The organism is Pseudomonas sp. P4_C4, assembly GCF_056402055.1.
This window is the reverse complement of record NZ_JBFUID010000033.1, coordinates 41,936-56,914: the sequence shown is the minus strand read 5'-3', so window position 1 is coordinate 56,914 and position 14,979 is coordinate 41,936. Positions and strand designations below refer to the sequence as shown.

At 60.8% G+C, this 14,979-nt stretch carries 13 protein-coding genes; 9 read left to right on the top strand and 4 right to left on the bottom strand.

What is annotated here, in order from left to right; translation table 11 throughout:
* Nucleotides 1-10 precede the first annotated feature (10 nt).
* The 3 genes from AC1DXW_RS17880 to AC1DXW_RS17870 are packed head-to-tail and all read left to right on the top strand — an operon-like array spanning nucleotide 11 to nucleotide 2,923.
* On the top strand, nucleotides 11-685 hold the full coding sequence (locus AC1DXW_RS17880; RefSeq protein WP_477753607.1) for a DUF1028 domain-containing protein: 675 nt from the start codon (nucleotides 11-13) through the stop codon (nucleotides 683-685).
* Nucleotides 678-1,847, top strand: a complete 1,170-nt coding sequence (argE, locus tag AC1DXW_RS17875) for an acetylornithine deacetylase (RefSeq protein ID WP_477753606.1) — start codon at nucleotides 678-680, stop codon at nucleotides 1,845-1,847. Before AC1DXW_RS17880 ends, argE begins: the two co-directional genes overlap by 8 nt.
* A gap of 35 nt (nucleotides 1,848-1,882) precedes the next feature.
* The gene (locus tag AC1DXW_RS17870; RefSeq protein ID WP_477753605.1) at nucleotides 1,883-2,923 is read left to right on the top strand and encodes an ABC transporter substrate-binding protein; all 1,041 of its coding nucleotides are present in this window, start codon (nucleotides 1,883-1,885) and stop codon (nucleotides 2,921-2,923) included.
* A gap of 140 nt (nucleotides 2,924-3,063) precedes the next feature.
* Here AC1DXW_RS17870 and acnB read toward each other — a convergent pair whose 3' ends face one another.
* A complete protein-coding gene (gene acnB, locus AC1DXW_RS17865) occupies nucleotides 3,064-5,664 on the bottom strand; it encodes a bifunctional aconitate hydratase 2/2-methylisocitrate dehydratase (RefSeq protein WP_477753612.1) in 2,601 nt (866 codons plus the stop codon).
* A gap of 457 nt (nucleotides 5,665-6,121) precedes the next feature.
* Here acnB and AC1DXW_RS17860 point away from each other — a divergent pair, with 457 nt between their 5' ends.
* Nucleotides 6,122-6,592: a DUF1289 domain-containing protein gene (locus AC1DXW_RS17860; protein ID WP_477753604.1), complete on the top strand. Its 471-nt coding sequence runs from the start codon at nucleotides 6,122-6,124 to the stop codon at nucleotides 6,590-6,592.
* An 83-nt stretch (nucleotides 6,593-6,675) separates the two neighbouring features.
* Here AC1DXW_RS17860 and AC1DXW_RS17855 read toward each other — a convergent pair whose 3' ends face one another.
* Nucleotides 6,676-7,539, bottom strand: a complete 864-nt coding sequence (locus AC1DXW_RS17855; RefSeq protein WP_477753603.1) for a universal stress protein — start codon at nucleotides 7,537-7,539, stop codon at nucleotides 6,676-6,678.
* A 162-nt stretch (nucleotides 7,540-7,701) separates the two neighbouring features.
* On the opposite strand from AC1DXW_RS17855, the gene AC1DXW_RS17850 reads away from it, so the two are divergent.
* Entirely contained in the window at nucleotides 7,702-8,310 is a 609-nt protein-coding gene (locus AC1DXW_RS17850) for a MiaE family protein (protein WP_477760282.1), read from the top strand.
* A gap of 237 nt (nucleotides 8,311-8,547) precedes the next feature.
* The gene (locus AC1DXW_RS17845) at nucleotides 8,548-10,158 is read left to right on the top strand and encodes an alpha/beta fold hydrolase (RefSeq protein ID WP_477753601.1); all 1,611 of its coding nucleotides are present in this window, start codon (nucleotides 8,548-8,550) and stop codon (nucleotides 10,156-10,158) included.
* Between the two features lie 157 nt (nucleotides 10,159-10,315).
* On the opposite strand, the gene AC1DXW_RS17840 is transcribed toward AC1DXW_RS17845, so the two are convergent.
* A complete protein-coding gene (locus tag AC1DXW_RS17840) occupies nucleotides 10,316-10,804 on the bottom strand; it encodes a GFA family protein (protein ID WP_477753600.1) in 489 nt (162 codons plus the stop codon).
* 208 nt (nucleotides 10,805-11,012) lie between these two features.
* Here AC1DXW_RS17840 and AC1DXW_RS17835 point away from each other — a divergent pair, with 208 nt between their 5' ends.
* The 3 genes from AC1DXW_RS17835 to AC1DXW_RS17825 all read left to right on the top strand — a co-directional run bounded on the left by AC1DXW_RS17835 (nucleotide 11,013) and on the right by AC1DXW_RS17825 (nucleotide 14,222).
* Nucleotides 11,013-11,897, top strand: a complete 885-nt coding sequence (locus tag AC1DXW_RS17835) for a LysR substrate-binding domain-containing protein (RefSeq protein ID WP_477753599.1) — start codon at nucleotides 11,013-11,015, stop codon at nucleotides 11,895-11,897.
* A gap of 100 nt (nucleotides 11,898-11,997) precedes the next feature.
* Nucleotides 11,998-13,122 carry an agmatine deiminase gene (gene aguA / locus AC1DXW_RS17830; protein WP_477753598.1) on the top strand — a complete coding sequence of 375 codons (1,125 nt, stop codon included), beginning with the start codon at nucleotides 11,998-12,000 and terminating at the stop codon, nucleotides 13,120-13,122.
* Between the two features lie 2 nt (nucleotides 13,123-13,124).
* Complete coding sequence (locus AC1DXW_RS17825) at nucleotides 13,125-14,222, top strand: extracellular solute-binding protein (RefSeq protein WP_477753597.1); 1,098 nt, start codon at nucleotides 13,125-13,127, stop codon at nucleotides 14,220-14,222.
* A 139-nt stretch (nucleotides 14,223-14,361) separates the two neighbouring features.
* Here the strand turns inward: AC1DXW_RS17825 and AC1DXW_RS17820 are convergent, their stop codons facing one another.
* Nucleotides 14,362-14,979, bottom strand: a complete 618-nt coding sequence (locus AC1DXW_RS17820) for a DNA-3-methyladenine glycosylase family protein (protein WP_477753596.1) — start codon at nucleotides 14,977-14,979, stop codon at nucleotides 14,362-14,364.

Sequence of the window (14,979 nt, the reverse complement as noted above, 5' to 3'; positions counted from 1 at the left end):
GGAATTGGCCATGACTTTTTCCATCGTGGGTCGCTGCGCCGAGACCGGCCAGCTGGGCATTGCCATCAGTTCTTCGAGCATTGCCGTCGGCGCGCGCTGCCCGTGGCTGCGTGCCGGTGTCGGCGCGGTGTCGAGCCAGAACATCACGCTGCCGGCCCTCGGCCCGCAGATCCTCGATGAACTGGCCAACGGCTCGGCGCCGCCCCAGGCGCTGGACCACTCATTGACCCGCAACGGCTACAGCCAATACCGCCAGGTGGCGGTGGTCGATGCCCAGGGGCGCACGGCGGTGTTCAGCGGCAACCATGCGCTGGGCATCAACAACGCTGTGGCCGGTGAGCAATGCGTGGCGGCCGGCAACCTGCTGGCCAACAGTGGGGTGATCGAAGCGATGGTCGCGGCCTTTGAAAACAGCGAAGGCTGCCTCGCCACCCGGCTGATGAACGCCTTGCAGGCCGGGCAGGATGCCGGTGGTGAAGCCGGCACGGTGCACTCGGCGGCGCTGTCGGTGGTCGGTGACCTGACCTGGCCGATTGTTGACCTGCGGGTGGATTGGGCCGATCAAAACCCGATCGGCGAGCTTGGCAAACTGTGGGCGGCCTACGAGCCGCAATTGCAGGACTACCTGACCCGCGCCCTCAATCCGACCCTGGCCCCCGCGTATGGAGTGCCCGGCGATGAGTGAGTTGCGCAGCCGCGCCATGCTCGCGCGATTGATCGGGTTCGCCACGGTCAGCCGCGATTCGAACCTTGCGCTGATCGAGTTCGTGCGCGACTACCTGCGCGACCTGGGCGTGGATTGCGAACTGATCTACAACGCCGAGCGGACCAAGGCCAATCTGTTGGCCACGGTCGGCCCGCGTGTGGCCGGCGGCATCGTGCTGTCCGGGCACACCGACGTGGTGCCGGTGGACGGCCAGGCCTGGACGGTCGAACCGTTCAGCCTGAGCGAGGCGAACGGCAAGCTGTATGGGCGCGGCACCGCGGACATGAAAGGCTATCTGGCGTCGGTGCTGGCGGCCGTGCCGATGTTTCTCTCCAGCCCTTTGAGGCGCCCGGTGCATTTGGCGTTTTCCTATGACGAAGAGGTCGGTTGCCTCGGCGTGCGCGGCTTGCTGGAAGTGTTGCCCCAACGCATCCCGGCACCGGCGTTGTGTTTGATCGGCGAGCCGACCGAGCTCAAGCCGGTGCTCGGCCACAAGGGCAAACTGGCGATGCGCTGTCACGTGCGCGGCGCCGCCTGTCATTCGGCCTACGCACCTTATGGGGTCAATGCCATCGAGCAGGCCGCGCGCCTGATCGGTCGGCTGGGCGACATCGGCGCCACCCTGGCCCGGCCGCCATTGCACGACAAACGCTTCGATCCGGCGTTCTCGACCGTGCAGGTCGGAGTGATCCAGGGCGGTACGGCGCTGAACATCGTTCCAGCGGACTGCCGTTTCGATTTCGAGATCCGCGCCTTGCCGGACTTCGCCCCGCAAGTGGTCGTCGATGAACTGCAGGACTACGCCGAGCAGACGTTGCTGCCGGCCATGCAGGCCGTGGACACCGATACCGGTATCCGCTTTGAAAAAATCTCGGCCTATCCCGGCCTGGCGACACCCGCCGACAGCGCGGCGGCCCGGCTGATTGCCCGGCTATGCGGCAGCGACGAGTTCAGCACCGTGGCCTTTGGCACCGAAGGCGGGCTGTTCGATCAGGCCGGCATTCCTTCGGTGGTCTGCGGTCCCGGCAGCATGGACCAGGGGCACAAGCCCGATGAATTTGTCAGCGTCGAACAGATGGCGGCCTGTGACCGCCTGATGGATCGCCTGGCGGCTTACTTGAGTGAATCCGAACACCGATAACAACAATGGGTCGACAAGACCCGAGGAAGCGATCCATGTCCAGATCCTTGCGTTGCAGTGTTCCGTTTGCCCTGGCGGTGTTGAGTGCCAGTGTGTGGGCGGCCCCCCAGGACCTCACCGTGATTTCCTTCGGTGGTGCTACCAAACAGGCTCAGGATAAAGCCTACTTCAAGCCCTTCAACGCCAGCGGCGCGGGCAACATCATCGCCGGTGAGTACAACGGCGAACTGTCAAAGATCAAGGCCATGGTCTCGGCCGGCCACACCAGTTGGGACGTGGTCGAAGTCGAAAGCCCCGAGCTGTTGCGTGGTTGCGAGGAGGGCCTGTTCGAGAAGCTCGATGCGGGACGCTTCGGTGATTCGGCAAACTTTGTGCCCGGTGCGTTGACCGAGTGCGGGGTTGCCACTTACGTCTGGTCGATGGTCATGGCTTACGACCAGAGCAAGCAGGCCAAGGCGCCGCAATCCTGGGCGGACTTCTGGAATGTCGCCGACTTCCCGGGCAAGCGCGGCCTGCGCAAGAGCGCCAAGTACACCTTGGAAATCGCCTTGCTGGCCGACGGCGTCAAGGCGGACGACGTGTACAAGGTCTTGAATACTCCGCAAGGCGTGACGCGGGCCTTTGCCAAGCTCGACCAGATCAAGCCGAACATCCAGTGGTGGGAGGCGGGCGCGCAACCGGCGCAATGGCTGGTGGCCGGCGACGTGGTGATGAGCGCCGCCTACAACGGCCGGATCGCCTCGGCGCAGAAGGAAGGCATGAAACTGAGCATCGTCTGGCCGCAGAGCCTGTACGACCCGGAATACTGGGCGGTGGTCAAAGGCACGCCGAACAAGGCATTGGCGGAAAACTTCATTGCATTTGCCAGTCAGCCGCAGACGCAAAAAGTCTTCTCGGAAACCATCCCGTACGGGCCGGTGCATCGCCAGACTCTGTCATTGCTGCCCAAGGACGTGCAGGAGCAACTGCCGACCGCCGAGGCCAACCTGGCCGGCGCGCGGGCCGTGGACGCGGAGTTCTGGGTCGACCATGGCGAGGAGCTTGAACAGCGCTTCAATGCCTGGGCTGCGCGGTAATACAGAAACCGTGTGAACACCCAAAACCCTGTGGGAGCGGGCTTGCCCGCGATGAGGCCGGAACAGCCAGTGACTTTTCATCGGCATAAAAAAACGCCGCTCATCTCACGATGGGCGGCGTTTTTCATTGCGTTGCAACGTTAGGCTTGAACGACCGGGATGTTGGCGTTCGCAGCAGCTTCACGGAACTCGGCGATCTGGTCGAAGGACAGGTAGCGGTAGACATCGGCCGCCATGCTGTCGATCTTGCCAGCGTATTCCATGTACTCCTCGACGGTCGGCAGGCGACCCAGGATGGAAGCCACGGACGCCAGCTCAGCCGAAGCCAGGTAGACGTTCGCGCCGTCACCCAGACGGTTCGGGAAGTTACGGGTCGAAGTCGACACAACGGTCGAGTTCGGCTCTACACGTGCCTGGTTACCCATGCACAGCGAGCAGCCTGGCATTTCCATGCGCGCGCCGGCCTTGCCGTAGATGCCGTAGTAGCCTTCTTCGGTCAGCTGGTGAGCGTCCATCTTGGTCGGCGGCGACAGCCACAGACGGGTTGGCAGCTGACCCTTGACCTGTTCCAGCAACTTGCCGGCAGCGCGGAAGTGGCCGATGTTGGTCATGCAGGAACCGATGAACACTTCGTCGATCTTCTCGCCAGCAACGCTGGAGAGCAGGCGAGCGTCGTCCGGGTCGTTCGGCGCGCAGAGCACAGGCTCCTTGATGTCGGCCAGGTCGATCTCGATGATTTCAGCGTATTCAGCGTCTTTGTCCGCTTGCAGCAGCTCAGGGTTGGCCAGCCAGGCTTCCATTGCTTGAGCGCGACGTTCCAGAGTACGTGCATCGCCGTAGCCTTCGCCGATCATCCAGCGCAGCAGGGTGATGTTGGACTGCAGGTATTCGGCAATCGACTCTTTGGACAGCTGGATGGTGCAACCGGCAGCCGAACGTTCAGCCGAGGCGTCAGACAGTTCGAACGCTTGCTCTACGGTCAGTTTAGGCAGACCTTCGATCTCCAGGATGCGACCGGAGAAGGCGTTCTTCTTGCCTTTCTTCTCTACGGTCAACAGGCCAGCCTGGATCGCGTAGTAAGGAATGGCGTGAACCAGGTCACGCAGGGTGACGCCTGGCTGCAGTTCGCCTTTGAAGCGAACCAGGATCGACTCTGGCATGTCCAGCGGCATGACGCCGGTAGCTGCGGCGAACGCAACCAGACCGGAACCGGCCGGGAACGAGATGCCGATCGGGAAACGGGTGTGGGAGTCACCACCGGTACCGACGGTGTCTGGCAGCAGCATGCGGTTCAGCCACGAGTGGATGATGCCGTCGCCCGGACGCAGGGAAACGCCGCCGCGGGTCATGATGAAGTCAGGCAGGGTGTGGTGGGTGGTCACGTCGATCGGCTTGGGGTAAGCCGCGGTGTGGCAGAAGGACTGCATCACCAGATCGGTCGAGAAGCCCAGGCACGCCAGGTCTTTCAGTTCGTCACGGGTCATGGGACCGGTGGTGTCCTGGGAACCCACGGTGGTCATCTTCGGTTCGCAGTAGGTGCCCGGACGAACGCCGGTCACGCCGCAAGCCTTGCCGACCATTTTCTGCGCCAGGGTGAAACCCTTGGTGCTTTCAGCCGGTGCTTCAGGCTTCTTGAACAGGGTCGAAGGTGGCAGACCCAGCTCGGTGCGAGCCTTTTCGGTCAGGCCACGGCCGATGATCAGCGGAATACGGCCGCCAGCACGCACTTCGTCCAACAGGACCGGGGTCTTCATTTCGAAGGTGGTCAGGACTTCGTCGGTGCCGTGCTTGCAGACTTTGCCAGCATGCGGGTACAGGTCGATCACGTCGCCCATGTGCATGTTGGAAACGTCGAATTCGATTGGCAGTGCGCCGGCATCTTCCATGGTGTTGTAGAAGATCGGAGCGATCTTGCTGCCGAAGCAGAAGCCGCCTGCACGCTTGTTCGGCACGTAAGGAACGTCGTCGCCGAAGAACCACAGCACCGAGTTGGTGGCCGATTTACGCGAAGAACCGGTACCGACCACGTCACCGACGTAGGCGATCGGGAAGCCGGCGTTGCGCATTTCTTCGATCTGCTTCATCGGGCCGGTGGCGCCTTGTGCGTCAGGCACGATGCCGTCGCGAGCCATTTTCAGCATGGCCAGGGCGTGCAGCGGGATGTCTGGACGGGACCAGGCATCAGGCGCAGGGGACAGGTCGTCGGTGTTGGTTTCGCCGGTGACCTTGAACACGCGCAGGCTGATCTTGTCGGCCAGGGTCGGGCGCTTCACGAACCACTCGCCGTCAGCCCAGGATTGCAGCACGCCTTGGGCGTGAACGTTACCGTTCTTGGCTTTTTCAGCGACGTCGTGGAAGGCGTCGAACATCAGCAGGGTGTGCTTGAGTTCTTTGGCAGCTACTGGCGCCAGTTCGGCGTCGTCCAGCAGGTTTACCAGGGTCACGATGTTGTAGCCGCCCTGCATGGTGCCGAGCAGTTCAACAGCGCGCTTCTTGTCGATCAGGGGGGATTTGGCTTCGCCTTTGGCGATGGCGGACAGGAAGCCGGCCTTGACATAGGCAGCTTCGTCCACGCCTGGCGGAACGCGATTGGTGATCAGGTCAACGAGGAACGCTTCTTCGCCAGCCGGGGGATTTTTCAGCAGCTCGACCAGGCCTGCAGTTTGTTCGGCGTTTAGCGGCTGGGGAACGATACCCAGTGCTGCGCGCTCTTCGATATGTTTGCGGTAGGCTTCAAGCACAGTTATTACCCTCATCAGTGGTCCCAAATGGGTGTCCGGGACGCTCATCCCGAAATTGCCGTACTCATGCGCAGCATGGCGTTGTGAGCCACTTAGCCAGAATTACCGACAATTCCTTACAGAAGCTGCTTTCAAAGTTTTACGCCTGCAGAACGGGAGCTGATGAGGGTTGGCGTTGGGCTTTTCCCCGCTGGAAAAACCCCTCGCCAACACCGCTCTGAAGGAACGACTGTGCTCGTGACGCTTTGAAAACAGCTTCTAACGGACATTGGCGCCTAAAAAGGCAGGCTGATTCTACGGCAAAAAAAAATTAAAGGTAAGTCAGTGTTTATTGGACTTTGGTGGTGGCGCCCAACAGAGGTCCGTTGACCCTAACCCTTTAACTTTGAGGGGTGATGAATATCGGACAAAGGGCTAACATGCCGGCCTGTTCTGCTTTTTCGCGTTTTGCCTATCTATGCCCAATCAGACCATCAAGACTCCCTGCGTCGGCCTCTGCTCCACTGTTTACGGTGACCTGGTGTGCCGTGGCTGCAAGCGTTTCCACCACGAAGTGATCCACTGGAACGGTTACAACGAGGAAGAAAAGCGCGCGGTATGGCTGCGCCTTGAGCAGTTGCTGTCCCAGGTGATGGCCGCCAAGGTGGAAATTTTCGATCCGGCGCTGCTGCGGATGCAGCTGGAGCAACGCAAGATCCGCTTCGTGCCCCATCAGTCGGAATATTGCTGGGCCTACCAGTTGATCGCCCGGGGGGCGCGGGTGATCAACAACCTGGAAGCCTACGGGATGGTATTGCTGCCGGAGTTTCGCGAGTGGAACCTGCCGGAATTGCGCGATGCCATTGATCGGGAATTTTTCCTGCTCTCCGAGGCCCATTACCAGCGCTACATTGCGCCGGGGTTCCTGAAAGATGCCTTTAGCGGCTGAAAAGATCGCAGCCTGCGGCAGCTCCTACATTGGTCGTGTTTCCCTGTAGGAGCTGCCGCAGGCTGCGATCTTTTGATCTGTCCTCAATGCTTGTCGGCAATCTCCTCAAGATGATCCGCCACTTCCATCGGCTTGAGCACCAGCACATCGCTCTCCACCGCATCGAGCACCACTTCCGCCGTATTACCGATCAAGGTCCCGGACAATCCGCTACGGGCCACGGTACCGATCACCGTCACCGCCGCCTGCAGCTTGTGCACCATGAACGGAATCAACACATCCGCCGGGCCTTCCTCGATGTGCAGATGCTCATCGTCGATGTCGAATTCCGCCTGGAACGACTTGCATTGCTCGCGGTAGCGCGCCTGGATGGTTTCGCTGAGTTGAAACGTCGGGTCGGCCGACGACAGCATCGGCGACGGGTGGGCGCTGATCACGTGCAAGTGAGCCTTGGCCAGGGTTGCGATGTCATAGCCATGATCAATGATGGTGTCGTGCAGGTGGCGGTGTTCGAGGTCGCTGTTGCCGACGTCGACGGCTGCCAGGATCACTTTGTCTTTCCATGAGCCAGCGGTTTTCACCAGCAGTACCGGGGAAGGGCATTGGCGCAGCAATTTCCAGTCCTCGGGTGTCAGCAGGGCCTTTTTCAGCGCGCTGTCGGGAAAGTGTTGCTTCACCACAAGGCCGCAGCCTTCGGCTTGCTGCACATCGATGATGGTTTGATGCAGGCTCTGGTTCCAGGCCTGCTCAGTGGTGATGTTGTAACCGTCTTCCAGTAAAGCGGCCTTGAGCACACCCAACATGCCACTGTGATCATGCTTGGGGTCGCACACCAGCAGATGCAACTGCGCCTGGGTGACACCGGCGATCAACTTCGCCCGTTTGAGCGCCAGGCTTTCGGAGTGTTCGGGGTCGATGACCACCAGAATGCTGCGTACGGCTTGCATGAGCACGATCTCCTGAAAATGAAAAAGCACGGCGTTGCACAACTATAGTTGCTGTCTGCGATTCGGCGACTTGATGCATATCAACGGTTGGCAGACTGGTGGTCTGCGGGCAGGCCGGTATAATCGGCGCCCTTCGTTTGAACCTATTTGTCCGTGAGCCCCATGATCCTTCCCGAAATTCACGAGTTCCTTGGCTGCCGCACCCCCGACGGCTGGATCCAGGCCGCGCTGGCCGATCAGGAAACCCTGCTGATCGACCACAAGAACTGCGAATTCAAGGCGGCCAGCACCGCGTTGAGCCTGATCGCCAAGTATCACTCCCACGTCGATCTGATCAACATGATGTCGCGCCTGGCCCGGGAAGAGCTGGTGCACCACGAACAGGTCATGCGCCTGATGAAACGCCGCAAGATCGAACTGCGCCAGCTGTCCGCCGGGCGCTATGCGTCGGGGCYGCGCAAAGTGGTACGCAGTCACGAGCCGGTGAAGCTGGTGGACACCCTGGTGGTGGGGGCGTTCATCGAGGCCCGCAGTTGCGAGCGTTTCGAAGCGCTGGTGCCGCATCTGGACGAAGAACTGGGCAAGTTCTATTTCGGTCTGCTCAAGAGCGAGGCCCGGCACTTCCAGGGTTACCTGAAACTGGCTTGTCAGTACGGCGACGCCAAGGACATTGCGCAGGTGATCGACAAGGTCCGCACCGCCGAGCAGGAACTGATCGAATCGCCGGACGTGGAGTTTCGTTTTCATAGTGGTATCCCGACGGCCGCGTGATCCTCGCAAGCGCTGCCGCGCTGGCAATCGGTTGGCTTTGTCACGGTTTCAGGCGTATGAAACAGCAGCGAAAACCGGCCCAAGTGGCCGGTTTTTGCTGCCTGGCTCGAAGACCTGCCTCGTCGACTCGCTTTAGCGTCGGAAATGTCGAGTGAAAAACCGTACGCTTCCTACATCCCGGCCCACGCGCTGTTGCAACAATCCGGAGCCTCAAAGGACAGTCTCTGGAAGTCGAAAATGGTGATCTGCAAACTGAAAACGCAACGGGCCATGTGGCGCAGCGTTTGTGTGGCCAGCTTATTGGCAATCGGCGGATGCGCGACGAAACCGCATCCTGAATCGGGCATCAAGTGGTTGCCGGCGTGTGAAGGAATTCCAGGTGATGTACTGGATCCCGAAGTATTCGCCAGGACTCAGTGTGGCATCGTCACCGTGCCACTGGATCACTTGAATCCGAGGGTTGGCACCCTCAGTCTGGATATCACTCGCGTTGCAGCCAGGCAGCCACACCTGCGAGAGGGCGCTATATTTACCAATCCCGGGGGGCCGGGTTCGAGCGGTAACAGCACGTTCACTGTATTACTGGCTTCAATATGGAAGGGTTACAGTGATGGGCTCGAAGGTGGTCCTTATCGGCATCTGACCGATGCTTATGACGTAATTGGCATCACGCCACGAGGACAGGGCAGTACGGACGACTCACAACTGGTATGCCAATCCGATGAAATGATTGTCGCGCAAAACGACATTACTGAAGACCGTAGCCCTGCCAACCTCGTGGCTATTGAACATAACGCTGGCGTACTGGCCCGGGGTTGTGCCAGCCAACGGTTGGCGCCTTTCATCAATACCGATCAAACGGCGCGAGACATGGAGCTCGTCCGCGTTCTACTCAACGAAAACAAGCTCAACTATTTTGGCAACTCTTACGGCACATGGTTGGGCGCCTGGTACGCAGGCCTGTTTCCGAAGCGCGTCGGTCGCATGGTTCTGGACTCGAACGTGGACTGGACATCAACATTCCAGAACGCCAGTTTGAGTGTGGCGCCGGAGAAGGAGCGAATCTTTGCCGACTTCGTTGCACAGTTAGCCGCCAGCAACCCGCAGACTTACCAGATGGGCAATGATCCGATGGCCATACGTGAGATTTTTCTGCGCCTGTTGCCCCATGTTCGAGTGGCCCTGCGCTCTGACAACGATTTTTACAGCTCTGCCCATCACTTGATGGCTGCACGGGCACTCAGCGACTGGCTACATGACTCGCCCGACCTGGATGACACTGTGCTGCTAGCGAGAGCGCAAACCCATCGGTTCAGCCCCGACACAGAGGTTGATCAAGGCGCGAGGCAAGCGTTTGCGAGGCTGCTGGCCGTCGTCCGTCAGCCTGCCCCATGGAATGGCTTAGTGCCCGGTCCATTGAAAATGACCCCGGCTGACTCTGTACGCAGCACCGTCTTGTGCAACGACACGGCATCCTCGGACGACATATTCTGGACCGAAAAAGAAAATCAGTACGCCAGCCAGTATCCGGTCGGCGGCAGCTTGTTTTATACGAGGCACTGCGCTGGCTGGAGCGGGAAACAATATGCCGGTGTGCCCCTGGCAAAGCTGGCGCAGGTTCACAGCATCGTGATGGTGCAGGCGCAGTACGACGATCAAACACCGAGAGCGGGAGCCCTCAATGCTTTCGCCAGCTTGCCCAACACCCATATGACGCTGGTCAGGGACGCCTACCAGCACGGCGTTTCTTTCGCAGCCCACAATGCATGCGTGAATCGCAATGTCGGCGAATACCTGGCATATGGGCGTAAACCAGAACGTTTCTCGACCTGTTTCGCGTCAGATTAAGGCCGCGATTCACCCACTTCATCTCGTGGCTGCCGCAAGCCCGACAGCCAAGGAGATCCCTTTGCATCAATTCGATCAGCAGTCGAAGTGCTTCTGAGGGTTATTTGAACGAAAAGTGCAAGGGGAACTGTGTTCCGAAATAAATAGATAATGAATCTCAGCGGACCAGTCCGAGGCGTTCATGCCACCGGGCGATGGATTCTTCGGGGTAGACGTCGAACTGTTTGTCGCCAGGTTGCACCTCGGCCTCCACCCAAGGTGCCTTTGAACCCAGCATCAGATGCGTGTGCTCCGGCGGTACCGGCAGCGGGGTGTCGATGGCCGAGGCGAACGGATGGATCAACTCCGGCCACTGCGGACTGAACAACCACAGACCCGAGCCGCAAACCGAGCAGAAATGCCGCTCGGCGGTGCTGCTGTGGGCGCGTTTGTCGCCTTCTTCCTTGATCCGTGCATGGTAGATCGCGATGTGCTTGCGCCCGCGAACCTTGAGGCTGGCGGCATCGCCCCCGAGGTTGATCGCATAACCGCCACCGCCCTGGGTCTTGCGGCAGATCGAGCAGTAGCAACGCTGGTAAGGGTAGGGGTGGGTGCTGGTCAGACTGAACGACACCACGCCGCAATGGCAGGAACCTTCGAGTTGCATGAGAGCCTCCGGTTGTCTTGAACGTACCCGGAACAGCCTAGACCGTCAGGCCCCTTCGCTGGCAAGCCAGCTCCTACAGAGTCACGTGGTGAACACAGCCCTAACCTGTGGGAGCAGGCTTGTCTGCGATGAACGATAACGCGGTCCCCACTGGACGCCCACCAAAGGCCAAGTCAGCATGTCCCCCTCGAAACCGGGACATGACCTGATGCGACGATTACCTTCCCTGGCAGCCCTGCGAACCTTCGAATGCGCCGCCCGCCATGCCCATTTCGGCCGGGCGGCGGCCGAGTTGTGTGTCACCGACAGCGCGGTCAGCCACCAGATTCGTCAGCTCGAAGAGCAGCTCGGTGTATCGCTGTTCGTGCGCGAGGGCCGGCAGATTCGCCCGACCCTGGCCGCCGGACGCCTGATGCAGAGCTTGCAGCAGGCCTTCGAGTTGATTGGCGATGCCTGCGACGAGCTGCGTGATCCCTCATCCCTGGCGGTGTTGCGTCTGGCGGTCACCGCCGAGTTGGCGCAAAAGTGGCTGATGAGTCGTCTCACGGATTTCTACGCGCGTTACCCGCACATCACCTTGCATCTGTACGAACAACCGATCGACGCCACGGCGCCCGGGGAAGACATCGACCTGGCGATCACCTACGGCACCGGCCCGGTGGACAGCACTGCATATTTCGTCCGGCCGCTGCCGGCGCTGCAGTTCTTTCCGGTGTGCAGTCCCGGCCTGTTCAACCAGGGCACGCTGAAAATCCCGAAGGACCTGTCACGCCATTGCCTGCTACACGACGACCAGGACGGCAAGACCTGGACCGCGTGGCTCACCAGCCATGCCGGCGACCAACGCCCGGACCGCCAGTTGTATTTCGCCCATGCGGGGCTTGCGCTGGAGGCCGCGGCGCAAGGGCAGGGCGTGGCCATGGGCGACAACTTGACGGCCCAGGAGGATTTGCTCACTGGTCGGCTGGTCCGCCCGTTTACGTCGAGCATGACCGCCCTGGGCCAATACGCGCTGGTGTGCGAGCGGGTGCGGCTGGAACGTCCGGCGGTGGCGCAGATGCTGGAGTGGTTCAACGATCAGTTGCTCGATTGATGAGTTGAATTCAAGTGTTCCGAAATAATCATCGTTGGCGATCCAGTCACCAACGCCCTTAGCCTGTGGTCATTCCAATCCCTGCTGAAGAGGTTTGACCATGGCCCGTTTGCTCGACACCACTCCCAAACAGGACGGTTTCCGTTTGCCCGGCGAATTCGAAGCCAAGTCCGGTTGCTGGCTCGGCTGGCCGGAGCGCACCGACGTCTGGCGCAACGGTGCCAAGCCTGCGCAGAAAGTCTGGGTGCAGATCGTTACTGCCATTTCCATGAGCGAGCCAGTCACCGTATGCGCCTCGGCGGCCCAGTTCGCCACCGCGCGCCGGCAGTTGCCACCGCAGGTGCGTGTGGTGGAAATGACCTGCAACGACACCTGGTTGCGCGACAGCGGCCCGTGCTTTGTGGTCAACGATCAGAGTGGCGAAGTGCGCGGCGTCGACTTCGAGTTCAACGCCTATGGCGGGCTCGACGGCGGCCTGTACTACCCGTGGGACAAGGATGACCAGATCGCCAGCAAGATCCTCGAAATCGAACGCTTCGACCGCTACCGCGCGCCGCTGATTGCCGAACTGGGTGGCATCCAGAGCGACGGCCAGGGCAGCATCCTCACTACCGAGCAATGCCTGCTCAACCGCAACCGCAACCAGCATCTGGGCAAGGACGAAGTCACCCGCCGCCTGACCGATTACCTCGGCGCCGAGCAAGTGATCTGGCTGCCCCGGGGCTGCAAGTTCGACGAAACCGACGGCCATGTCGACGACCTCGCGTGTTTCGTGCGCCCCGGTGAAGTGGTGCTGCAATGGACCGACAACCGCGACGACCCACAGTGGGAAATCTATCAGGAGGCCTACGACATTCTGCGCAGCACCCGCGACAGTCGCGGTCGCGAGTTGATCGTGCACAAGCTGCCGCAGCCGGATGTGCTGGAGTGGACCGCCGAAGAAGCCGAAGGCCTGGACCAGCAGGACAGCACCCACTCCCGTCAGGCCGGGACGAAAATCTGCGCGTCGTACATCAACTACTACGCCGGTAACAGTTCGATCGTGGTGCCGCTGTTCGGTGATCGCAACGACAAGGTGGCGTTGGCGACCCTGGCCGAGCTGTTCCCGAAACACAGCATCGTCGGCATCGAAAACTCTCGGGAGATCCTCCTCGGTGGCGGCAACGTCGCGTGCATCACCATGCCGCAGTACGCCGCCACCCACTCCAACAAGAAAGGCGTGTGATCATGGGCCTGCACAAACTGACTCAAGCAATACTGCTGGTGCTTGCACCCTTGTGTGTGCAGGCCGCCGACACCGCCAAGCCGGTGGTCAACCTGTACATCTGGGGTGAATACCTGGCCCCGGACACCTTGAAGAATTTCGAGGAAAAAACCGGCATCCATGTGGTGGCCGACCACTTCGATTCCCTGGAAACCGTCGAGACCAGGCTGCTCACTGGCCGCAGTGGCTATGATCTGGTGCTGACGGCGGGGCAGCATCTGTCCCGGGCCATCGAGAGTGGCGCGGTGCAGACGGTCGACAAGCAGCAACTGCCGCATTTCGCCGGCGTCGGCGAGGAATTCCGCCAGCACATGGCGGTGTTCGATCCGGGCAACCGCTATGCCGGGATCTACGCCTGGGGCACCACGGGCGTGGGTTATCAGGAACAGGCCGTGAAACAGCGCCTGCCCGACGCGCCGACCGACAGTTGGGCGATGCTGTTCGACCCGGCCGTGGTCTCGAAATTCGCCGATTGCGGGGTCAGCCTGCTCAACGATCCCAACGAAGTGTTTGCGGCGGTCATGAAGTACATGGGCCTGGACATCAATCGCCAGAACCTCGATGACCTGAAGCTCGCCGAACAGCAGCTGGCGAAGATTCGGCCCTACATTCGCTACTTCGACAACGACCTGAACATCAGCGACCTGGCCAACGGCAACACCTGCGTGGCGATGTCGTGGAACGGCAACGTGGCCATCGCGGCGGGCCAGGCCGAGGCGGCGGGCAAGCCGTATTCGCTGAAGTACCGGATTCCGCAGGAGGGCACGTTGATCTGGTTCGATGCCATGGTCATTCCCAAGGACGCGCCGCATCCGAAGGCCGGCCTGGCATTGATGGACTACCTGATGACCCCGGAGGTGATAGCTCCGATCACCGACAGCATCCATTACGCCAATGCGATCACGGCGGCGGACGGCTTGATCGACCCGGCGATCCGCAACGATCCGGGGACGTATCCGCCGGCCGCGGTCAGGGCTTCGCTGTACAGCAAGAATGACAACGGCAAGGTGTTCAACCGGGCGTTGATCAGGGCGTTCAGTCGGTTGAAGTCGGGGTTGTGACTGGTTTTGGATGATGTGGTGTCACTATTGACGTCATCGCGAGCAAGCTCGCTCCCACAGGTTTTGTGTCTGCCAAAAATTTTATGTACACAGAAGTCCATGTGGGAGCGAGCTTGCTCGCGATGAACGATAACGCGGTCTACCGCCCGGGCAGCCGCCACAAATACCACGCAGCCACTGTCCGGTAAGGGCTCCACCCCAACCCGATCTCGATCATCTGCTTGCGCGTCGGCTGCACCTCCAGGCCCTTGAGCCGTCGATAACCCTCACGCACGCCAAAGTCGTCGGCCGGCAGGATATCCGGGCGTTCCAGGCTGTAGATCAGCAGCATCTCCACGGTCCAGCGGCCCACACCGCGCAGAGTGGTCAGGCGTTCGATCAGCGCTTCATCGTCCATGGCCAGTGCCGTGGCGTAATCCGGCACTACGCCGTCCAGCGACGCCTGGGCGATGCCCTGGATGGTCGCGATCTTGCTCGCGGAAAAGCCGCAACTGCGCAGTTGGTCGAAATCTGTGGCGACGATCTGTTCAGGCCGGGGAAACGAACCCGAACCGAACAACGCCAGCAGCCGGCCGACAATCGCATCGCCGGCCTTGGCATGCAGTTGCTGATAGGCAATCGCCCGCACCAGCGACTCATAGGGATCACGCGCCGCATGCGGCTGGTGCAGGCACGGGCCGATGGCGTCGATGTGGCGGCGCCAGTCGTCATCGATGGCGGCCAGGAACTCACTGGCCGCCAGATAGCCGTCAGACAT

Bases quoted from the DNA above. Each gene is read 5' to 3' on its own strand.
- AC1DXW_RS17880 (WP_477753607.1), top strand. From the start codon at position 11: ATGACTTTTTCCATCGTGGGTCGCTGCGCCGAGACCGGCCAGCTGGGC.
- argE (WP_477753606.1), top strand. From the start codon at position 678: ATGAGTGAGTTGCGCAGCCGCGCCATGCTCGCGCGATTGATCGGGTTC.
- AC1DXW_RS17870 (WP_477753605.1), top strand. From the start codon at position 1,883: ATGTCCAGATCCTTGCGTTGCAGTGTTCCGTTTGCCCTGGCGGTGTTG.
- AC1DXW_RS17860 (WP_477753604.1), top strand. From the start codon at position 6,122: ATGCCCAATCAGACCATCAAGACTCCCTGCGTCGGCCTCTGCTCCACT.
- AC1DXW_RS17855 (WP_477753603.1), bottom strand. From the start codon at position 7,539: ATGCAAGCCGTACGCAGCATTCTGGTGGTCATCGACCCCGAACACTCC.
- AC1DXW_RS17845 (WP_477753601.1), top strand. From the start codon at position 8,548: ATGGTGATCTGCAAACTGAAAACGCAACGGGCCATGTGGCGCAGCGTT.
- AC1DXW_RS17840 (WP_477753600.1), bottom strand. From the start codon at position 10,804: ATGCAACTCGAAGGTTCCTGCCATTGCGGCGTGGTGTCGTTCAGTCTG.
- AC1DXW_RS17835 (WP_477753599.1), top strand. From the start codon at position 11,013: ATGCGACGATTACCTTCCCTGGCAGCCCTGCGAACCTTCGAATGCGCC.
- aguA (WP_477753598.1), top strand. From the start codon at position 11,998: ATGGCCCGTTTGCTCGACACCACTCCCAAACAGGACGGTTTCCGTTTG.
- AC1DXW_RS17825 (WP_477753597.1), top strand. From the start codon at position 13,125: ATGGGCCTGCACAAACTGACTCAAGCAATACTGCTGGTGCTTGCACCC.
- AC1DXW_RS17820 (WP_477753596.1), bottom strand. From the start codon at position 14,979: ATGTCTGACGGCTATCTGGCGGCCAGTGAGTTCCTGGCCGCCATCGAT.